Origin of the sequence: Brevibacterium sp. RIT 803 (genome assembly GCF_016892625.1) — a bacterium.
In the GTDB taxonomy this organism is placed as follows: domain Bacteria; phylum Actinomycetota; class Actinomycetes; order Actinomycetales; family Brevibacteriaceae; genus Brevibacterium.
Genome location: NZ_JAFEMW010000003.1, coordinates 93075 through 113895 on the forward strand (window position 1 = coordinate 93075; position 20821 = coordinate 113895).

20 protein-coding genes and 1 pseudogene are annotated in these 20821 nt (G+C 62.6%); 7 read left to right on the forward strand and 14 right to left on the reverse strand.

What is annotated here, in order from left to right; translation table 11 throughout:
• A complete protein-coding gene (locus JTF07_RS10875) occupies positions 1-1164 on the reverse strand; it encodes an enolase C-terminal domain-like protein (protein WP_204234295.1) in 1164 nt (387 codons plus the stop codon).
• 133 nt (positions 1165-1297) lie between these two features.
• Here JTF07_RS10875 and JTF07_RS20355 point away from each other — a divergent pair.
• A pseudogene (locus tag JTF07_RS20355) lies at positions 1298-1462 on the forward strand (GntR family transcriptional regulator); the annotation flags it as partial.
• 39 nt (positions 1463-1501) lie between these two features.
• Positions 1502-1981, forward strand: a complete 480-nt coding sequence (locus JTF07_RS10880; protein ID WP_252199784.1) for a FadR/GntR family transcriptional regulator — start codon at positions 1502-1504, stop codon at positions 1979-1981.
• Positions 1982-2005: 24 nt separating this feature from the next.
• Here JTF07_RS10880 and JTF07_RS10885 read toward each other — a convergent pair whose 3' ends face one another.
• Positions 2006-2491: a DUF2000 family protein gene (locus tag JTF07_RS10885; RefSeq protein WP_204234297.1), complete on the reverse strand. Its 486-nt coding sequence runs from the start codon at positions 2489-2491 to the stop codon at positions 2006-2008.
• Positions 2492-2539: 48 nt separating this feature from the next.
• Here JTF07_RS10885 and JTF07_RS10890 point away from each other — a divergent pair, with 48 nt between their 5' ends.
• Positions 2540-3316 carry a helix-turn-helix transcriptional regulator gene (locus JTF07_RS10890; protein WP_204234298.1) on the forward strand — a complete coding sequence of 259 codons (777 nt, stop codon included), beginning with the start codon at positions 2540-2542 and terminating at the stop codon, positions 3314-3316.
• Between the two features lie 24 nt (positions 3317-3340).
• On the opposite strand, the gene JTF07_RS10895 is transcribed toward JTF07_RS10890, so the two are convergent.
• The 3 genes from JTF07_RS10895 to JTF07_RS10905 all read right to left on the reverse strand — a co-directional run bounded on the left by JTF07_RS10895 (position 3341) and on the right by JTF07_RS10905 (position 6251).
• The gene (locus tag JTF07_RS10895) at positions 3341-4159 is read right to left on the reverse strand and encodes a 2-keto-4-pentenoate hydratase (RefSeq protein ID WP_204234299.1); all 819 of its coding nucleotides are present in this window, start codon (positions 4157-4159) and stop codon (positions 3341-3343) included.
• 53 nt (positions 4160-4212) lie between these two features.
• On the reverse strand, positions 4213-5178 hold the full coding sequence (locus JTF07_RS10900) for an NADP-dependent oxidoreductase (RefSeq protein WP_204234300.1): 966 nt from the start codon (positions 5176-5178) through the stop codon (positions 4213-4215).
• Positions 5179-5288: 110 nt separating this feature from the next.
• Positions 5289-6251: a CPBP family intramembrane glutamic endopeptidase gene (locus JTF07_RS10905; protein WP_213018799.1), complete on the reverse strand. Its 963-nt coding sequence runs from the start codon at positions 6249-6251 to the stop codon at positions 5289-5291.
• Between the two features lie 107 nt (positions 6252-6358).
• Here JTF07_RS10905 and JTF07_RS10910 point away from each other — a divergent pair, with 107 nt between their 5' ends.
• Positions 6359-6958, forward strand: a complete 600-nt coding sequence (locus JTF07_RS10910; RefSeq protein ID WP_252199745.1) for a TetR/AcrR family transcriptional regulator — start codon at positions 6359-6361, stop codon at positions 6956-6958.
• Between the two features lie 54 nt (positions 6959-7012).
• Here JTF07_RS10910 and JTF07_RS10915 read toward each other — a convergent pair whose 3' ends face one another.
• The 7 genes from JTF07_RS10915 to JTF07_RS10945 all read right to left on the reverse strand — a co-directional run bounded on the left by JTF07_RS10915 (position 7013) and on the right by JTF07_RS10945 (position 13411).
• A complete protein-coding gene (locus JTF07_RS10915) occupies positions 7013-7969 on the reverse strand; it encodes an alpha/beta fold hydrolase (protein ID WP_204234301.1) in 957 nt (318 codons plus the stop codon).
• Complete coding sequence (locus JTF07_RS10920) at positions 7966-8667, reverse strand: TetR/AcrR family transcriptional regulator (RefSeq protein ID WP_204234302.1); 702 nt, start codon at positions 8665-8667, stop codon at positions 7966-7968. The genes JTF07_RS10915 and JTF07_RS10920 overlap by 4 nt, the downstream gene beginning before the upstream one ends.
• Positions 8668-8716: 49 nt before the next feature.
• Positions 8717-9742 (reverse strand): phosphotransferase family protein, encoded by a 1026-nt coding sequence (locus tag JTF07_RS10925; protein ID WP_204234303.1) that lies wholly within the window; start codon positions 9740-9742, stop codon positions 8717-8719.
• Positions 9739-10962, reverse strand: a complete 1224-nt coding sequence (locus JTF07_RS10930) for an acyl-CoA dehydrogenase family protein (RefSeq protein ID WP_204234304.1) — start codon at positions 10960-10962, stop codon at positions 9739-9741. The genes JTF07_RS10925 and JTF07_RS10930 overlap by 4 nt, the downstream gene beginning before the upstream one ends.
• Positions 10963-11028: 66 nt before the next feature.
• On the reverse strand, positions 11029-12030 hold the full coding sequence (locus tag JTF07_RS10935; RefSeq protein WP_204234305.1) for an NADPH:quinone oxidoreductase family protein: 1002 nt from the start codon (positions 12028-12030) through the stop codon (positions 11029-11031).
• An 83-nt stretch (positions 12031-12113) separates the two neighbouring features.
• A complete protein-coding gene (locus JTF07_RS10940; protein WP_204234306.1) occupies positions 12114-12896 on the reverse strand; it encodes an SDR family oxidoreductase in 783 nt (260 codons plus the stop codon).
• A gap of 35 nt (positions 12897-12931) precedes the next feature.
• Positions 12932-13411, reverse strand: coding sequence for a MaoC family dehydratase (locus tag JTF07_RS10945; RefSeq protein WP_204234307.1), 480 nt, complete (start codon positions 13409-13411; stop codon positions 12932-12934).
• Positions 13412-13555: 144 nt separating this feature from the next.
• Between JTF07_RS10945 and JTF07_RS10950 the strand changes: the two genes are divergently transcribed.
• Together JTF07_RS10950 and JTF07_RS10955 are read left to right on the forward strand one after the other, a co-directional pair.
• Positions 13556-14515, forward strand: coding sequence for a phosphotriesterase family protein (locus tag JTF07_RS10950; RefSeq protein WP_204234308.1), 960 nt, complete (start codon positions 13556-13558; stop codon positions 14513-14515).
• 74 nt (positions 14516-14589) lie between these two features.
• On the forward strand, positions 14590-15987 hold the full coding sequence (locus JTF07_RS10955) for an MFS transporter (RefSeq protein WP_204234309.1): 1398 nt from the start codon (positions 14590-14592) through the stop codon (positions 15985-15987).
• A 73-nt stretch (positions 15988-16060) separates the two neighbouring features.
• Here the strand turns inward: JTF07_RS10955 and JTF07_RS10960 are convergent, their stop codons facing one another.
• Positions 16061-16855: an SDR family oxidoreductase gene (locus tag JTF07_RS10960; RefSeq protein WP_204234310.1), complete on the reverse strand. Its 795-nt coding sequence runs from the start codon at positions 16853-16855 to the stop codon at positions 16061-16063.
• Positions 16856-17014: 159 nt separating this feature from the next.
• Between JTF07_RS10960 and JTF07_RS10965 the strand changes: the two genes are divergently transcribed.
• On the forward strand, positions 17015-18550 hold the full coding sequence (locus JTF07_RS10965) for an AMP-binding protein (RefSeq protein ID WP_204234311.1): 1536 nt from the start codon (positions 17015-17017) through the stop codon (positions 18548-18550).
• 164 nt (positions 18551-18714) lie between these two features.
• Here the strand turns inward: JTF07_RS10965 and JTF07_RS10970 are convergent, their stop codons facing one another.
• Entirely contained in the window at positions 18715-20658 is a 1944-nt protein-coding gene (locus tag JTF07_RS10970; RefSeq protein WP_353843937.1) for a SpaA isopeptide-forming pilin-related protein, read from the reverse strand.
• Positions 20659-20821 lie beyond the last annotated feature (163 nt).

The window sequence follows — 20821 nt, forward strand, 5'->3', positions numbered from 1 at the left end:
TCAGGTGTGCAGGTTCCGCAGCACCTCGTAGAACGCGGCCTTTCCTTCCAGCCCGATGCCCGGCAGGTCTCCGGGTGATACTCGGCCTTGGGAGATGACAGCGTCGTCGGTGAATCCGCCCGTGGGCTGGAATTCCCCGGGATATGATTCGTTGCCGCCGAGTTTGAGCGCGGCGGCAATGTGCAGTGAGAACTGGTGACCGCCGTGCGGGATGCAACGGCGCGATGACCACCCGTGTTGGGAGAGCATGTCGAGGACACGCCTGTACTCTGTCAGGCCATAGCTCAGAGCGGGGTCCACTTGGATGTAGTCACGGTCGGCACGCATGCCCCCGTATCGAATCAAGTTGCGAGCGTCTTGGACAGAGAAGAGGTTCTCACCGGTGGCAATGGGATTGCGGTAGTTCTCCGACAAAGTTGCATTGAGTCCGTAATCGAGTGGATCGCCTACTTCCTCGTACCAGAACAGGTTGTACTGGTCGATGGCTTTGCCGTATTCGAGCGCGGTGTGGAGGTCGAACTTGCCGTTGACATCGACCATGAGCCGCGAGCCATCCCCGTCGAGTACGTCAATGACGGCTTCGATGCGCTCGAGGTCTTCGGCGAGGTCGGCACCACCGATTTTCATCTTGACGTTCTCATAGCCGGAAGCCAGGAAGCCTCGCATCTCGTCCTGCAGGTCGTTCAGCGTCTTGCCGGGGGCGTAATAGCCACCAGCTGCATAGACGAAGACGTCATCGTCGGGATTGCCATCACCGTAGTGGTCGGAGATCCAACGGTACAGAGGAACTCCAGCGATCTTGGCGGCCAGGTCGTGGAGTGCCATATCGGCAACGCCCACCGCGACAGAACGTTCACCGTGACCGCCCGGCTTCTCGTTGGCCATCATGATGTCCCACGCCTTAGCTGGGGAGAGCTCGCCGTCGTCGGTGATCTCGTCAATCGATGCGTTTTCGAGTCGTGGCAGGATGCGGTCGTTCAATATGGCAGTGGCGTTGTACCGACCGTTCGAGTTGAAGCCGTAGCCGACCACCGGCTTGCCGTCGACAATGACATCGCTGACAAGCGCCAGGATCGTGCAGTCCATCTTGCTGAAATCAATGTAGGCATTGCGCATCGACGAACTGATCGGAATGGTGCCCGCATGAGCAGAGACAATCCTCATGGTCCTCCTTCTTCGGATTAGGATCTTATAAGACTCTTATAAGATGGTTATACCGTACACTGGCCGGACGAGCGGTACAAGGCCGAAAGGGCCTTTTCTTGGGAATGGGGTCACCATGAATGGCGCTGGCGTAATGCCGAGCAAAGGTTCGCAGGCGTACGCGGAGCTTCGGCGCCGGATCACATCAGGCGAGCTCGCTCCTGGGTCGCGCTTGTCGCAGTATGAACTCGCAGCGAACCTGGGGATGAGCATCACCCCACTTCGTGAAGCAATCCGACGGTTGGCGAGCGAAGACTGGCTCACAATAGATGCCCATCGGGACGCACGCGTCGCCCCGATGAGCGCATCCGAGGCCCGTCATCTGCTGGAGGTCCGCTACTCGCTGGAACCATCAGCCACCGAATTGGCCGCCAAACGCAGAACCGAGAGGGACATTGCCGCAATGAAGGCCGCGGCCGACAACCTGCTGCCTGTGACTCGGGACTGGGGGGAGGAAGCCATCGGTGCGCACAGGGCCTTCCATCGGTCCATCTACGTCGCCTCGCACAATGACGTGATGGTCAAGCTCTTAGACGACCTATGGGACAAATCCGATCGGTACAGACGCATAGGCCTCGAGCTTCCCGCTGGCGCCAAGCCTCGCACCATCGATCAGAATCAGCACCACCAGATCCTCGAACTGGTCATTGCCGGCGATGGAATCGCAGCCGCCGATCTCGTCCGCACCCATGTCAGGAACAGCCTCGGCGCCGAAGTCACGGGAGCTCTGGAGAACCAAGAGTTCGGCTATTTCCCGTTTGCAGAGCATTTCGCCTGAGAGCCGGGAACCTGCGGATTGAGATCACCCGTGCATCCGCGCGCCTTTCACCAACCGATCCACCGCATTCTTCGGCCCGCGCAGAGCAATGCCGACTAAGTTGAGATCATCGGCCGCGACCGCAGCCACAGCCTCACGGTTGGCGGCATCGTGGCCGGTCGAGAACAGTTCCTGCGTGTACACAGCCATCGGTATCCCGCGGCCCAGCGCCTTCGTCCGAGCCGTGGCCAGCACCTCGGCGCCGGCGGTCATGACGAGGACTGGCTGGCGCAGCATCGGAAGATAGTCGTTGCCGTCGGCATCTCGGTAGCTCTCCCCCACCAGGTTCGGTTCGCTGGTCGCGATGCCGGACATGAGGAACGCGGTGACGTTGAGCTCTTGCCAGGGCAGCAGATCATCGCGCAGGACCACGACGACCTTCGTGTCGAAGCGGACCACCTCGGTGCTGGCGGGACTGACCGCATCGGTGGTGCCTGCGACTGTCTCTGCTGTGTTCGTGTTTTCGTGCATGCTCCCACTCTTGTTCAATTCCCCAGGTGGGTCTTGTACGTTTGTGACATGGCTGATGTGATCCACGCGTGGCACCCGGATGTGCCCCTGGTGCAGGAGGTGCTCCACGCACAGTTCGAACGTCATGCCTATCCGTCTCACACTCATGATTCATGGACGGTTCTGCTCGTCGATCAGGGCACCGTCACCTATGATCTGGACCGGCACGAGCACCAGACGACGAACTCGACGGTGACGCTGCTGCCGCCCCAGGTGCCCCACGATGGTCGCTCGGCGACTCCTGATGTCCCGTTTCGCAAGCGTGTGCTCTACCTCGAACCCGAATGGCTGCCACTGGACGCCGTCGATGCCGCAGCGCAGACACCGATGCTCGTCGACCCGGGCGTCACCTCGACGGTCGGCCAGATCCATGCCGCGTTGAATGACCCGGCCGATGTCCTCGCAGCCGAGTGTGGAGTCCTTGCGCTGCGTGACCTCGTGCAGCCGCACCTGAAATCACCAGTCGACACGGCTTCCGACAAGCCACTTGCTCGTCGTCTGCGCTACCTGCTCGATGATCGCCTGGACGAGACCTTCACCATCACCGAGGCGGCCGCTGACTTAGGTTCCCACCGCAGTCACCTGGTTCGGGTGTTCACCCAGACTTACGGGATCGCCCCGCACCAGTACGTCATCGGCCGTCGCGTGGACCGCGCACGCAGGCTTCTCCTGTCCGGATTCTCCCCCGCCGAGGCGGCCGCCCAGTCAGGCTTCCACGACCAGTCCCATCTCACCCGGCACTTCCGCCGGACCTTAGGAACGACCCCGGGTGTGTTCGCGGCCTGAGGCTCTCAGCGGTAGGTCCTCGGTTCAGGCCACGAACGTGCAGGTGACAACACCCAGACCGTCGAACCTCGCGGACAAAGAATCACCCGGTTCAACTGGGATGGGTTCGCTGCACGTGCCCGTAGTGATGAAATCCCCCGCAGCCAGACCGATGTCGACGGCGGAGAGCTCATTGACCAGCCAGGTCAGCGCTGCGGCTGGGTCACCGAGAACGTTTCTGCCTACTCCCTCAATGGTTCGGGGCCTCGATGGGCCCTCGACGTCGGCGGTCATCGACACCTCAGCCAGATCGCGCGAGGTCCAGGTCTTCTTCGCCGCGGGTCCCAGCACGAAACGATGTCCGCAGGCGTTGTCGGCGATCATCTGCAGTGCACCGGCTGTGGTGACATCGGTGAAGCGGGAACTTGGCAGTTCGATGCCGAAGTGCAGCGCAGCCACCGCCTCCATCACCTCGTCGAGGGTGTAAATGTCTGTGCGCGGAGGCAGCGCCGTGCCGAGGACGAATACGAACTCCGGCTCGGCCAGGCACATCGAGTTGCCGCTCAGCGACACGGCCTCCCCGTCTCCTTGGACGCGGTCGGCGAGCACGCGACCACCCAGCGGGCCCGCGACATTGATATGCCGTTGCCCGGCCTCGCTCGTCGCCGCGATCTTCCACCCTCGGGTGGGTTGCCCTTCCAACTCGGCAGAGCGGGTCTGCATCGCGTAGGCCTCTGCCCGAGTCGCAGGAACAGCTTCTGCCGGGAGCGCATCGATCGCTGCCCCCTGCAGACCCACCTTGTGCACGGCGGTGGCACCGCGTTCGATCTTCTCCGTCGAAGACATCGCATTCACGTCCGTCATGGGATCAGTGTGGCACGCCACGATCGAACCGTGGAGGTGTGACCGTCAAGCGGTCATATCGTCAGCACTGTCTTCGGCAGGTGGCCGTCGTCCATCTGCCGGTGAACGGCCACAACGTCCTCGAGCGGGGCCATGGCCGGAGCAGGCACCTGAAGCCCCCCGGTCTCGATGAGCTCAGCGACATATTCGAGCGCAACATGATCCGGTTCGACGATGACGTTCGTCCAGCGGACGCCCGCCTGTGCGGCAGCCGCGTCGAGGCCTTGCTGCTGCCCCGAGGGCACTCCGACGACGATCCCGTCGGGTTTGGTCAGTGGAACTGCGCGAAGGGCGAACTCCCCACCGATGAGGTCGATGACGACGTCGACATCACTGATTCCTCCGCCGCCGAGGTTGGGGTCGTCGAACTCTTCACTCGCGTAGTCGATCACCCGGTTCACACCGAGAGACTCGAGATGCTTGCGCTTCTCTCCCGTTGCGTGACCGATGACAGTCGCGCCCAGCTTCTTCGCCATCTGCACAACATAGGTGCCGACGGTGCCGCCACCGCCGAGGACGAGCACGCTCTGTCCTCTGCGCACGTCCGCGGCTTCGTGCACGATCTGGTACGCCGTTGTGGCAGGCAGAGGGATCGACGCTGCAGTCGCGAAATCCAGAGAATCGGGAATGCGTACAAGGTGGCGAGACGGTGAGGTCACAAATTCGGCATACCCGTTGGCCGGGTAGGGAAAACGGGGCATCCCGAAGACGCGATCACCGACAGCGAAACGATTCACCCCATTGCCCAGGGCGGAGACCTCGCCTGCGATATCCCACCCGAGGGTGATGGGGAATGCGCCCATGAGCTTTGCCACAGATGCTCCGCCACGAGTCTTTCCGTCGACCGGGTTAACTCCCGCATGGCAGACGCGCACCTGAACCTCGGTGGGAATGGGTTCGGGGATCGGTGCGTCGTGGATCAAGGTGAGGACTTCCGGCCCGCCGAATTCGTTCTGGACTACCGCACGCATCTTGCTCATCTCTCCTCACGTCTGCTTCGCCCTGGCCTGCTGCAGTGACACATCGAGGGCAGAGGATGGGGTCAGACAGTGAGCATATCCCGCACATCGGCATCGCTGGAGTTGACGTCTCACTCCTCGTCTCCGCGTTGGAACCCATCATTTGGGGTGAGAGCTGGGCCTGACTTGCGTGTCCACCACCAGATGATCGCCGTGATGACCACCATGACGAGGGCGGGAAGAAGCTGATACGGCGTGCCGACACCGGCGGATCGGTCTCCGATGGCCGCTCCGAAGTCAATCCGCAGATAGAAGGCCGCAAGGAAGCTCAGGGTGTTGAGCAAGGCGTGGAGGACGATTGCGATCTCCAACCCACCCGTGCGCCACGTGATGATGGACAGGCAGGTGAACAGAGTCAGATACCAGGTGATGATGTACGGATCGGTGGATCCGTGCATAGCGGTGAATGCCGCGCTGGTGACGACGATTCCGATGATCAGCCCGAGGCGCCGGCTGTGCGTCCAGCTCCCGAGGATGCGGAAGACCAATCCGCGGAAGCCGTATTCCTCGCCCGCCGCCTGCAGCGGAGTCAGGAGGAAGGTGAAGAGGAACATTGCGATGAGATCCGCGTGCGACCAGGGGACTTCTTCAACTGGTCCCAGAAAGCCGATGGCGTTGACGATGAGCCACGCGGGACCGAACACCAGAAGCGATTTTCCAAGCAGGTCGAATCGGAACCGCGAGGACACGGAGTGCAGCGACCCTGTGGGCTTTCCGTAGAGCCAGCGCTGGATGAGCATGCTCCACGGGATGAGAAGGGCAAGGCCGATCATGCTTCCGGCGTGCCGGGCAGGCGTGTAGTCGGATGGACTGTTTCCCAGCCCCGTGTCGATGACGGCGCTGAACCAGTTGGTGCCGAGGGAGAAGAAGACCAGTCCTGCCAGCAGCAGCACGATCGCAAGGATGCCGCGTCCTATGCGCCGATGGCTGCCGGTGAAGACTCGGTGATACTCCACTCCTCTGGGAATTGCAGAGAAGTCCCTCGGCTTCCCCTCAGGGCTGAGAAGCCAGACAGGCCTGCTTGACGTCGTCATGAGATTCCTTCCACGGTGACCACCAGAATACCCCCTCGGGCAATACAGTGTATTGGTGACTTGATGGTCACTAGCGTAAACTACTAATACGGCGTAATGGAAGGGGGATGATGGAACTTCAGCCACCAGAGGGCATCAGCAGCAGAGACAAAATCCTGTGGGCTGCCGCGACGATGCTCGGAGAAGAGCCCGGAGCGATGATGAGCGTGCGGGCAGTTGCCAAGCGGGCCGGAGTCAGCACGGGGTCGCTCCAACACCACTTCCCCACCAAACGTGCGCTGATGGACGAGGTGATCGCTCGGGTGTATGACCTGATCATTCCCGCCGACGCGATGCACGACACGTCAATACCTGCACGGGAGAGACTCGTGGCATGCCTGCAACGACTTCTCGTATCGGCCGGAGCCGATCCGCGAGAAGCGTGGCGTGAGACCTTCGACCGTTACATCGCAAACGAACCCTCCGAAGGCGCCAGGGCACAGTTTCTGGCCAGCGAACGAGAGCTTCACCGCCGCATCGAATACTGCCTGAATACCCTCGAAGACGAAGGCGCATTGCAACCGGGTGACAACGCTCGACGAGCTCGTATCCTCTTCACCTTCGTCAACGGGCTCTCGATCGCACAGGCACTGCCCTCTGACGACGAGCATCTGCCCACCGAAATCGACGCGCTGTATGCGGTCGCCGATTGGGTGCTATCGCAATGACTATCTGGCACTCGCGGCGCGGACACCTTCGATCGGCACCTGCCCTGCCTGCACCTATGAAGACGAGTGTTCTCGCGCCACAGCGATGGCCTCACGCGCAATCTCAGCGGGGTGCGATTCCGGTAGCCAATGGGATGCGCCTTCGAGGGGGACGAATCGGTATGGGCCTTCGACATACTCGACTGTCAGCTCCGCAGTGGCACGCGGGAAGGCGATATCTTCACTGCCCCACACGAAGGTCGTCGGAACGATGACTGGAGTGCTCGACAATCGAGCACGGCCATCCGCGGCCTGGTAGTACTTGAGCACCGAGTCCATTGCTCCAGGCTCGCTCAAGCGCGCTGCGTAGGAGGCCGCCATGTCATCAGGGACGTCACCAGCGTAGAGAGCGATGAGCCTCTCTGCGTTGTTGCGCAGCAGAGTGCGGGCAACTCCGTCCGGATGGTCCTGGATCGCGCGCATGTATTCCATGCGCTCGTACTGGTCGGGGTCCGCCTGCACCTGCTTGGCATGGGCGATCGGATGTGGAGTCGAGACGACGGTGTTCGTCAGCAGACGCTCTGGATGGTTCGCAGCGTAATGCCACGCGACCATCCCACCCCAGTCGTGACCGACAAGGTGGAAGCGGCCCAGTCCCACCGAGCGTGAGATCTCGTCGAGATCCGCGACCAGATGGGGCATTGTGTACTCGTCAACAGATTCCGGGCGCGCGCCCGGCGAATATCCCCGCTGGTCATAGGCGAACACGCTCATCCCCTGTTCCAGGAGCAGCCCGGCTGTCTTCTCCCAGCAGGAGGCGTATTCGGGCCACCCGTGCAGCAGCAGCGCATCTCCCAGCCGCGGATCTGGACGGGCCGGTGTCGCCTTGAAACCGGCGAACTCCCCGCCCGAGGTGCTCACCGTCAGCGCTCGCGCATTCTCAACGAACGGCAGTTCGAGCAGGCGAGCGGCCACCGAAGCGTTGTCGAACGGAGCGCCAGCGCTGGCGGCAGGTGTCGCTGACGATGTCATGGAGACCCCTCGGCGCGACGGGAACCGTCGGCGGGAATGCCCAGTGCGTTGACCCACAGCTTTGTCGCGGTCTCCACCAGGAGGTCGTCCGAGCCCCAGTCCGGTTCGTCCAATGCGTATTTGTAGTAGGCCATGCGCCCGACCATGAGCGACAGTGCGCTTGCCGACATGACCGGGTCAAGACTCGGATCGGCGAAGCCTTCATCCTGAAGCTTCTTGACCCACTTGCTGTTGCGCTTGGCGAAGGCCTGCCCGCGATTGAGGCGCAGCTGCCGGAACTCCGGATCGACCGATGCGACCTGCTCCAGCAGGAGCATCAGCCTGGCATTGCGCTTGTACGCCTCGATGTAGGCCCGATTACCGGCCTCGAGCGACTCCACGACGGTGCGATTCTCATGATGCTCCTGCGGAGGACCAGGATGGAGCATGTCCTCCTGGGCCTCCTGCAGAACCGCGGCCAGTGCCTCTTCTTTGCTGTCGAAGTAGGTGTAGAAGGTACCCGTTGAACACTGGGCTTCCTTCGTGATGTCCGTCAGACGCGAATCGATGAAGCCGTCGCGCTCGAACACGGCACGGGCAGCGGCGACGAGGGAGGCGCGAGTGCGCAGTCCACGCGCGGTCGTCGGGAGGTCACGCTTCGGTGCCGCACCGCCGTGTGCAGGCGGATTCTCACCGTGTTCTTCGTTCTTCGACATCATCAGCCCATCATACGATCCGCTGTGTCGCCGGCAGCTGGCGTCGAGCGCCTCATGATGCCAACCCGTTCTCTCTGGCGACATCCCAGCCGTGGTCGATGAGCGCTTGGATGTTCTCCGGCGTCGGGGTGAAGCCGGCGGCGTTGGCGGGGTTGTCGAGAACCCTGCGATAGACACCTTCGGCGATGATGGCGACCTTCCAGACGCCGAGCACGTGCCAGAAGCCCAGGCTCTGCCCGCTGCGCCCGGACGCCTGCAGATATTCCGCGGTCATCTCGGCTCGAGTCGGAAAGCCCTCGACCATCGATGCGGCGAACATTCCGCAGGGCATCTCACCTGCCTGAGTCCAGTAGGCGAGCGCACTGCCGGTATCCGCCAGCGGATCCCCCAGGGTCGAGAGCTCCCAGTCGAGAACTGCACGGATCTCCCCGCTGCGCTCATCGATGATGACGTTGCGGACGTGGAAGTCACCGTGGACCAGCCCGATCTCGTCCGATTCGGGCTGATGGTCCATGAGCAGCTGGCTGAGGGCGTCGAGATCAGGCCGCTCCTGGGTTCGGCTCTCCTCCAGCTGCCGAGTCCACCGTTTGAGCTGCCTCGGCGCGTAGGGCTTCCGCGAGGCCAGCTCGCCCAGTCCCACAGCATCGATGTCGACGGCGTGGACCTTCGCCAGCGTCCGTGCCAGGTCGAGGCCGAGCCTGCGCCGCGCCTCTGGACTCAGTGCCCGTGTGGTCTCCTCATCATCGACGACCGTTCCCTCGACGTGTTCCATGAGGAAGACGGGGACGTCGGCGACACCACCATCGGTGCACACGCCGATGGTGGTCGGGACCGGCACTCCGGTTCCCTGCAGCGCCGACATGATCCGGTACTCACGTTCGACGTCGTGCGCCGAGGCGAGCAGCCGGCCCAGCGGGGGCCGGCGGGCAATCCAGGAATGTCCTGCCTCATCGTCGATGCGGTAGGTGAGGTTCGATTGCCCTTGGCCGACCCTGGTACCGCTCAGCTCTCCGGTGACCGGTTCGCCGATGTCGCGCATCCAGGCGGAGAGCGCTTCCAGGTTGAGCTCGACGCTCATCCGGCTTCCCGAGCATTCTTTCGCCGGCGCAGCTCTCGCCGGGCGATCGAGCGCTTGTGCACCTCGTCGGGTCCGTCGGCCAGTCGCAGGGTGCGCAGGTGAGCGTAGAAGCCTGCCAGCGGGAAGTCGTCGGTGACGCCACCGCCGCCGTGGACCTGGATGGCGCGGTCGACGATCGTCAGCGCCATCTCGGGTGCTTTGACCTTGATGGCCGCGATCTCCGTCGCCGCTTCCCTGTTGCCCACGGTGTCCATCATCCATGCCGCCTTGAGCACGAGGAGGCGGGTGGCTTCGATCTCGATGCGCGCCTCGGCGATCCACTCTTGGATGTTGGCCCGCTCGGCAACTGGCTGCCCGAAGGTCACCCGCTGTTGAGCCCGGTCGATGAGCAGGTCGAGGGAGCGTTCTGCCATACCGATCGACCGCATGCAGTGGTGGATGCGGCCGGGACCCAATCGCGCCTGGCTGATGGCGAAGCCTTCGCCTTCGCCGGAGAGCAGTGCGGACTTGGGCACCCGCACGTCTTCGAAGAGGATTTCGGCGTGACCTTCGCGGTCCATGTACCCGAACACAGGCAGTCCGCGGACAATCGTGATTCCCGGAGTGTCCTTGGGCACGACCAGCATCGACTGCTGGCGGTGGGTCTCGGCGCTGGGGTCGGTCTTGCCCATGACGATGAAGACCTTGCAGTTGGCGTGAAGCGCATTCGAGGCGAACCACTTCCGACCGTTGAGCACGTAGTCATCACCGTCGGAGGCGATGCTCATTTCGATGTTCGTCGCATCGGAGCTGGCTACAGCCGGCTCTGTCATGCAGAAGGCTGAGGCGATCTCACCCGCCAGCAGGGGCTTGAGCCACTTCTCCTTGTGCTCGTCGGTCCCGAAGAGGGTGAGCACTTCCATGTTTCCCGTATCCGGGGCATTGCAGTTGATGGCTTCGGGCGCGATCTCCGGGCTTCGGCCTGTGATCTCAGCGAGGTGGGCGTACTGCACATTCGTCAGTCCTGCGCCCCATCCCTCGTAGGGCAGGAACAGGTTCCACAATCCTTGGCTCTTCGCCTCACGTTTGAGGTCGTCGAGGATCGGCGGGTGGAAGTTCGGATCTCCGGATTCCGCACGCTGCTGGTGGTAGACCGACTCTGCCGGGTAGACGAATTCGTCCATGAAGGCGTTGAGTTTGTCTTGGTATTCGCGGGTCTTCTCATCGGGTGCGAAGTTCATGGTTCCTGCTTTCTGATCAGTTCTGTTGAGTGGTGCGACGTGTATCGAAGGCGCCGAGGCGGCTGGTCATTGCGCGGCGGCGGCGCCGTCATCGGCCTCACCGTTGACCTCGAGGAGCACCTTGCCCCGCACGGAGCGAGAGTCGATGATCTCGAGTGCTTCGCCTGCCTTCTCCAACGGCAGGACAGTGTGGACGGCCGGGTTGAGATCACCGGTGGACAGATGGGGCCACAGCGATTCCCATTGCTCGGCCACCATCCCCGGGCGCACGGCCACAGCAGCACCCCAGCCGACTCCGGCGACGGAGACATTGTTGAGCAGCAAGCGGTTGACCTTGACCTCCGGGATGGAACCAGCCGTGAAGCCGAGGACCAGGAGGGTGCCGAACGGTGAGAGGCAGCGCAGGGAATCGGTGAAGCGATCTCCGCCGACGGGGTCGGCGACGAGGTCGACTCCGCGCGGGAAGATCTCCTTGACGGAGTCCTTGAACCCGTCGGCGAGGACGACATGCTGGGCGCCGAGCTGAGTCACCGTCTCCGCCTTCTCCTGAGTGGAGACGACGGCGATGACTTCCGCCCCGTAGGCCAGTGCGACCTGCACCAGTGCACTGCCGAGGCCGCCGGCTGCACCGTGGATGAGGACGCTCTGTCCTGCTTCGAGCCGCCCTCGCACACGAAGTGCGAAGTCTGCCGTGAGGAGGTTCATCGGCATTCCGGCTCCGGCTTGCAGCGAGACGGTCTCCGGCAGCGGTAGGACGCTTGAGGCGGGAACGGCCATGACCTCTGCGTACGCTCCGGTGCCCGCGACGCCGACGACCCGGTCGCCGACGGCGAAGCCGGTGACCCCTTCTCCCACGTCACGCACGGTTCCAGCGACCTCCGAACCCATGGTGTAGGGCAGAGGCGGCTTCATCTGATACTGCCCGCGCGATTGCAGCAGTTCGGGGAATGTCACTCCCGCGTAGGCGACGTCGATGAGGACTGTGCCCTGTCCTGCCGAGGGGGTGTCGACGTCGGCGAGCGCGAGTGAGCCCGGTCCGTCTGTTGCGTTGAGCTGTACTGCCTTCATGGTGTCTGCTCTTCCTGTTTCTCTGTGTCTGAGGGGCGGAATGTCTGCGGGGCGGAGAGTGCCAGCGGCGGGTTTTCGCCGCCTCAGATCCCTGTTGATGCGACGACGCCGCCGTCGACGACGATGGTTTCGCCGACGACGTAGTCACCGGCGCGCGAGGCGAGGAAGGTCGCGGCTCCTGCCATGTCCTCGGGTCCGCCGATGCGCCCGGCGGGGATGCGCTGCTGCACCTCGTCGCCGTTGTCGCGAGCGTCTTTGTTCATCCGCGAGGGGAACGCGCCGGGCGCGATGCCGCTGACGATCACGCCTTCGGGCGCCAGCCGCGCCGCCAGGCGTTTGGTCAGGTGGATGACTCCGGCCTTGCTCGCGTGGTAGCTGTACGTCTCGTTCGGGTTCGTCCTGATGCCGTCGATCGAGGCGATGTTGATGACCTTGGCGAGGTGGTCTCCACCGGCGGCGGCTGCACGCAGCTCGGGGGCGAGTTTCTGGGTGAGGAAGAACATGGATTTGAGGTTGAGGTCCATGACCTTGTCCCAGCCGTGTTCCGGGAACTCGTCGAAGGGTGCACCCCAGGCGGCCCCGGCGTTGTTGACGAGGATGTCCAGGCTCGACTCATACTCTCGCAGTCGCGAGACGACGGCGTCGAGTCCCTCCGGGGTGGAGATGTCGCCGGGGATGGAGGTGCAGGTCCCCTTCTCAGACATCTCAGCTGCCGCTGCGTCGCATTCCTCGGCCTTGCGTGCGGTGATGTAGACGCGCACGCCGAGTTGGACGAAGCCTTCGGCGATCATTCGGCCGATGCCGCGTGAGCCGCCGGTGATGAGCGCACAGCGGCCTTCGAGGTTGAAGAGTGTTGACATGTTCATGCGGATTCCTTCAGTCGTGTGGAGAGACTCGGGTGTCAGACTTCTGCGCCATGTTCGGTGAAGAAGCCGATCGATTCGGCCACGCACACGGGCTTGTCGATGCCTTCGGCTTCGAAGACCTGAGTCGTCGTGATCTGGGCGGACCCGGTCTTCTTTCGCTCCACCTCGGTGACGGTGGCATGCATGCGAACTCGTGAGTCCACTGGACGGGGGTTCGGGAAACGGACCTTCCCGTACCCGTAGTTGAGGCTGTGAGCGAAACCGTCGAAGGCCATCAGCTCCTCCATGAAAGCCGGGCCAAGGGAGAGTGTGAACAGGCCGTGGCCGATGGTTCCGGCAAACGGTCCTGCTGCCGCCCGCTCCTCGTCGACGTGGATCCACTGATGATCATTCGTCAGATCGGCGAAGGAGTTGATGTCGTCTTGGACCAGCACATGCCAGCCGGTCGGGCCGAGCTCTTGGCCGACGAGTGCCTCGAGGTCGGCGATCGAGGTGGGGCGAATGGGAGTTGTCATGGTCTGCCTCTCTGTGGGTGCCAAGCCACACTTGAAATTGAGTTCATATTCGATAACGTAAGAGTAGCCGTGTGAGCCGCATCACTTCAAGTGGCGGTGGCATCTGGTGCACGGTCGAGCCACGTATGCGAAGGAGCAGCACCTATGGCACAAGTGCAGACTGTCACCGGTCCCATCGACAGCAGCAGCCTCGGCAGGACCCTCGTCCACGAGCACATCTTCATCGTCAACGAGGAGATGCGGCAGAACTACGACATGGGGTGGGACGAGGAGGAGAAGATCGCCGACGCCGTGGCGAAGCTCAATGATCTCAAGGCCGCAGGCATCGACACGATCTTCGACCCAACCGTCGTCGGACTCGGACGCTACATCCCCCGGGTTCAGAAAGTGGCGGAGCAGATCGATCTCAACATCGTCGTGGCCACGGGACTCTACACATTCAATGATCTGCCGCATAAATTCGATCACCACGGCCCGGGGCTGCTCATCGATGAGCCGGAGCCGCTCGTCGGTCTCTTCATCGCTGATATCGAGACCGGCATCGCAGACACAGGAGTCAAGGCGGCGTTCCTCAAGTGCGCCATCGAAACGCCCGGCCTCACTCCTGGAGTCGAACGCACGATGCGCGCCGTCGGTCAGGCGAGCGCGCAGACCGGTGCGCCCATCACGGTCCACACGAACCCGAGCACCGAATCGGGCCTGGTCGCACAGAGAGTCCTCAAGGAGGAGGGCGCGGATCTGAGCAAAGTGGTCATCGGGCACTCCGGGGATTCGACCGATATCGACTACCTGATGACGATCGCGGACAACGGATCCTTCCTGGGAATGGATCGCTTCGGAATCGATGCCTATCTCCCGACCGAGCAACGCGTGAAGACAATCGTCGAACTCGTCCGCCGCGGATATGCCGAGAAGATCACTCTCGCCCATGACGCGTCGTGCTATATCGACTACTTCACGCAGGAGGAGAAGGAGACAGCGCAGCCCAACTGGCATTTCCGTCACATCAGCGACGAGGTCATTCCGACTCTGCTCGAACGTGGCGTGAGCGAGTACGACATCGACACGATGCTGGTGAAGAACCCGCGCCGCTATTTCGAGTGACATCGCTGCCACGACGGACATCACCACGACACACATCACCCACCGAGCAGCCTTCAACGAACAAAGGACGCCACATGCCCCCAAACTCCACCGCGAACCTCAGCCGCAGAGACTCAAAGGTCCACGCCGGAAAGCACGGCCGACTCCGCGCGGCCGGACTCATCGGCTCATCGATCGAGTGGTACGACTTCTTCCTCTACGGCACCGCCGCGGCACTCGTCTTCCCGCACGTGTTCTTTCCGGACGCGGAGGGCATCAACGGCGTACTCCTGTCGTTCTCAACCTTTGCCACCGGCTTCATCGCCCGACCGCTCGGCGGGCTGCTCGCGGGCAACTACGGGGACAAGCTCGGCCGCAAACCCATGGTCGTCATCTCATTGCTGGCAATGGCGATCTTCACGTTCGCCATCGGGTGCCTGCCCGCAACCGCGACCATCGGCCTCACGGCACCGATCCTGCTCGTGACGTGCCGGTTCCTCCAAGGTATCGCCTGCGGGGCGCAGTGGGGTGGCCTTGCGCTTCTGCTCAGCGAATCAGCCGGGCCCAAACATCGGGCGTTCTCGGGTTCCTTCATGCAGGTGGGAGTCCCCTGTGGAGCGCTGTTGGGCAATCTCGTCTTCGTCATCGTCTCCACGTCCATCAGCCATGAAGCCTTCATCTCGTGGGGATGGCGGGTGCCGTTCTGGGCCACAGCACTCCTCGTGCCGGTCGTCATGTACATCCAGCTCAAGATCGAGGACTCCCCCGAGTTCGAAGCGCTCAAACGCGAAGTCTCGGAAGTCTCGGCACACAAACCCGCTGTCGTGCGTGCACCGCTGTGGCAGGCAGTGAAGTCGAACTGGAAGACGATCCTGCTCGCCTCCGGCACACTGTCGGCCACGAACTGCGTCTTCTACATCACGATCGCCGGCGCCCTGTCCTACGGCACGACGTACCTGGGCATGGATTACAACAGCATGCTCATCGCAGCCATGCTCTCCACCGTCGTCGCGATCCCAGTGACTCTCCTCGGCGGCAGGCTGGCCGATCGGATCGGACGTCGACCGGTCATCATCATCGGCGGAGTCGGGATCCTCATCTGGGCCTTCCCCTACTTCGCTCTCATCAACGCAGCCAACATGGCCATGTTCACGATCGCGGTCAGCGTGGCTGCCGTATTCCAGTCACTCGTCTATGCTCCGGTCGCCTCGTATTTCGGCGAGCTGTTCGCACCGCAGATCCGCTTCTCCTCGGTGTCACTGGCCTATCAGCTCAATGCGATCATCGTGTCGGGATCGACGCCCATCGTGATGACTTGGCTGATCGCGAAGATGGATGGTTCGACCGTGGGCATCGCGCTCTTCGTCTGCGCCACGGCGTTCATCACCATCGGCTGTGCCATCGCTCTGAGAGAGACCAACCCCAAGGCGGTCAGGCAGTCCCCGACGGCCGTTCCCGGCGAGCACCTGCACGCCAACAGCATAGGAGACTGAGGTCTCAGACGCAGATTGAGCGGCAGGGACGGATCCCTGCCGCTCAATCATTTCCGCAGTGGCGTTCAGCTCATCAGTGCCCCTGCAGCTTCGCCTGGTAGCGGCGCATGCCGCGCAGCCACCTGTCGTAGTCCGAGCCCTTCATGCGGTACATGTCGAGGACTTCGGGGTGGGGCAGGATGAGGAAGGTCTCAGCCTCGATGGCGGCCATGACGGTGGTGGCGACGTCTGCCGGCTCGAGGACGTTGCCCGCCTCGGCGACTGCTCGCTGTCCGGTCAGCGCATCCCCGGTGATCGCCTTGGGATCCTCACCCCACAGGATCTTCGTGTTCACACCCATCGGGGCGAGCACGGACACGCGCAGACCCTCGTCGCCATAGGTCACGGACAGCCATTCGGCGAAGGCGAGCGCGGCGTGCTTGGTCACCGAGTATCCTGCCTGTCCGATCTGAGTAAGCAGCCCCGCCGCCGAGGCGGTGGCGACGAAATATCCTTCCCCGCGCCCCGTCCACTCGGGGACGAGTCGTTCGGCGGCGCGGATGTGGGCCCGCAGATTGACGTCGATGACTCGGTCCCAGTCGTCCTCGCCGCCGAGACCGGTGGCTCCGGTGATCCCGGCATTGGCGAAGTAGAGATCAACCTGCCCCAGTTCGACTTCGGCGGCGGCGAGCAGCCCGGTCACGCCCTCTGCCGAGGACACATCCCCCGTCCAATGCGGCTGCCCCAGCGTTGCCGCGGTGTCGGCGACCTCCTCGGCGAGGTCAGCGAGGAGCACTCGCGCCCCGCGTTCATGCAGGGCCGCTGCGATCGCGGCACCGATCCCTCCGGCCGCGCCGGTGACTACCGCGTTCCGTCCTTTGAGCTCCATCGACTTCCCCCTTCAGCACAATGCCCCACCTCATTGTGTGCAGGGCCACATCCATCTATAGTTGAACCCGCACTCAGTTTCAAGTAAACAGAGCGGCGATGATGGGCGCCGGACCCGGCACGGGTCCACTCCTGCACCGTCGTGATCCAAAGGAGTCTCATGGCCGCGACCCTGCGCACGTCAATCATCGATCTGCTCATCCCCTGGGCGCAGACGATCCCGGACTCCATTTCAGTGCGCACTCCCCCTGGCCCGGACCGGGTCTCGCTGTCTCATCTGCGCTTCCTCGGCGAGATCGAAGCCGCACGCGATCGCTGCCGTGCCTCCGGTCTTCTCCCGGGCGATCGGACGGTGCTCATCGCCCCATCGTGCCCGGAGTTCCTCATCGAATTCTTCGGCGCCCACGCCGCCGGACTTGCGACCGTCGCCGTCAATCCGCTCTCGACGACCCGGGAGCTGGACTACATCCTCGAAGATTCGGATGCAGGGCGTCTTGTGGCCCACCCAGCCATGGCCGAGGCCGGACGCAGCGCTGCGAACGGCCGCGGCATCGACTTCGACACCCTGCCGTTGGTCGGCAACGAGGGGCCGAGCCTTCGGCTGAGAGAGGACGGCGTCGCCGAATTCGATCGTGTCGACTTCGACTGGGACGACCTGGCCGCTCTGCTCTACACCTCGGGCACCACCGGCAAGCCGAAGGGCGCCATGCTGTCCCTGGGTAACTTCATCGCCACCACGGACATCGTCAAGGAGATGACTCAGACCTCCCCTGATGACCGGTCGGCCACCGGCCTGCCACTGTTCCACGTCTTCGGGCTCGCCGACATGGCCCTGCCCGCTCTGAGCGCCGGTGCCCCTCTCACGCTTTTCACGCGGTGGGATCCGCAGGCCTTCGTCGATGCATTGGCGAAGGACGAGGTCTCCATCATCTCCGGCGTGCCCACCATGTGGATGTCGGTGCTCACGAACGCTGATGGTGCCGCGACACCGAACCTGCGGCTCGTCAGCTCCGGCGGTGCGGCGATCGCCGGAGAGGTGCTCCGCAAGGTCGAAGCGCGATTCTCTGCACCCGTGGCAGAGGGATACGGACTGACGGAGACGGCGGGGCTGGGCACCTTCAATCCGCTGTTCGGGACGAGGAAGGTCGGAAGCGTCGGCCTGCCCACACCTGGCTTCGAAGTCAAGGTCATCGACCTGGAAGGATCACCGCTTCCTGCAGGTGAGGTCGGCGAAGTTGCCCTCCGCGGCCCGGCAGTCATGCTCGGGTATTGGAAGAAGCCTGAGGCCACCGCCGAGGTGCTCGATGACGAGGGGTGGTTCCGCACCGGCGATCTGGGCCACCTGGATGAAGACGGATACCTATTCATCGTCGACCGGATCAAGGACCTCATCATCCACGGCGGCTACAACGTCTACCCGCGTGAGGTCGAAGAGGTCCTCTACGAGATCCCCGGAGTCGCTCAGGCCAGCGTAGTCGGCACCCCCGATGAGAAATACGGGCAGCAGGTCACCGCTGTCATCGCCCTATCCCCCGGAGCCCACCTCGACGCTGAAGACGTAGAGAAGTTCGCCAGGGAGAACCTGGCCGCCTACAAGATTCCGCGGATCATCGAGTTCGTCGAGGAGCTGCCCAAGGGACCGAGCGGGAAGATCCTCAAGCGCGAGATCGTGGCGATGTACTCGCGGAGTTCGTGACCATTCGGACGAGACGATGATCCGTCTCCGTCATCTGTGTGCCTCGGCTTCCCAGACCAACGCATCTGATTCCCCACCGAGTCGATGAATGCCCGAAGGCGTCGCCGGATCTCCCAGCGGAGATTTTGACGACGCCTTCGGGGTTCGACTCAGAATCATCTACATCATGCCTGACGAGTGCTCCGCCGTTTCGAAACAATGACGGTGATGATGCCACCGATGACAAGCAGCAGCCCCAGGCCGCCGAACGTCATGGCCCCGGTTGCACCGGTTCTCGGCAGGTGGCCGCCATCACTTCCCTCATCGGACTCCTCGTCGCTCGACGCAGAGCGTTCGGCAGATGCACCGTCAGCAGATCCGGACGCGCTCGAACCCGACGAACTCGTCGGGTCCTGATTCGCATCCGAATCGGCTTCGGCAGTACTCGCCGGGTCCGCACCAGTCGCAGCGTCGCTTTCCGCACCTTGATCAGTCGTCGCGCTGGCATCGATGCCCGGGTCAGACGAACCCGTATCGCTCCCGGTGGGGTCGGTTGAGGCATCGACGCCAGCCTCCGGGTCAGCAGCTACGTTCGCATCCGACTCCGCACCTGGATCAGAAGAAGCATCGACATCCGCTTTCGGGTCATTGGAGGAGTTCTCGTCAGCCTCCGGATCAGACGACGCACCGGCATCGGCGCCCGGGTCAGTTGAGGTGCTTGCGTCAGCTTCCGGATTCGCCGATGCATCATCGCCTGCGTCGGCCTCTGGATCAGCCGATGCGTTCATGTTTGCATCGGAGTCGGGCGTAGCAGTCTCTGACTTCTCATTGACGACATCGGAGAAGACCTGTTCAAGATCGTCACCGTTGACTGCCACCGTCTGCGTTTCTTCGGAGATTTCATAACCGTCAGGAGCCCGGGTCTCCTGCAACGTGTACTCGCCCCAGGCGAGATCAGTGACTTCGAACTGCCCAGCGGTGTCGTTGACATCGAGTTCTCCGTTGTCGGCCACGACGAAGTCGTGCCCGTCTGGACCGGTGAGGGTGAACTCTGCTCCGGCCAGGACATCCCCGCTCTCATCGATCTTCTTCCAACTCAGAGAACCCGGGATCTGCTCATTGACGAACTGACACGAGATGATTGCATCCGTGTCGACTGTTTCTGTCAGTTCGAACCCGTTGTCGATGTTCTTCGTTCCGACTTCTCTCCCATCAGCGGTGCAGACGGCATTCGCTCCCGATTGTTGTTGCAGCCGATAACCGTCCTGCTGCTCTTCGAATGCCTGAACACCATCGGCGGGTGTCTTCAGCTTGAAACTCACGGTGCCATCAGAGTTAGTCAGCTTTTCAACTCCATCGACCGAATCCGGTGAGGAGATGGTCCAGCCCTCGCCACGGAATTTCGCCGTCTCAGAGCCATGTTCGCCAACTCCTGGGTCAATGAGCTTGGTGACGTTGAGAGAGCCGCGACAGCTCTTGGCAGCGATCTCACGGAGCTGTTTGGTCAATTCTGAATAGTCGGAGATGACATAGTAATCGTCGTTCGCCGCAGGGCCTGAAACCAACTTGATATTGTCTTCGTTGATTCCGCTCCCGACACCGAGACCGACAACCTTGGACCCCTGAGATTTCAGAGAGTTCGAAGATTCCACAGCCTTGTCGACATCGATCTGGTCTGTCCGCGTACCGCGATCGCTGTTACCCCTTTCGGAGCCAGGCTCTCCGTAGGCTGTGGGTTTGCCATCAGTCACGAAAAGCACCAGATCGTGACTCTTGCCGTCAAGCTGGCCAAGCCCACGATCCCAGTTCGTTCCACCTGAGTCCTGCGGTACGCGTTGCAACGCGTCTATCCGCTGATTCAGAGAATCGACGGATTCGGAGGTTGAAACAGAGCTGCTGGCAATCGGTTCGTTGGTGCCATCTGGTCCGAACGTCGCAAAGGTATTGACGGACACTCTGCTTGGCGTGCCTGAAAGACCACTTGAGACAGCTTTCGCGGCCTCTTTCGAGTCGATGACATCAGAGTCGGACAATGAATTCGACAGGTCGAGAACGACGCTGATGTCCAGACCACATTTTTCGGGCAATGAGGGATTAGGCAACGGTTCGACTGCAGCCTGGGCAGGCACAGCCGAAAAGCCGAACAGCGCTGATGAGGCAAGAACAGATGCCGCCAGTATCGTCGCACCATGCCTTCGCAAGTGACGTCGTATGAACAAAAGGGTACTCCTTCATGGGAACCACCCAGTCTCCGAAACCGGAAGCGTTCTGGACAACGCCACCGAAACGATC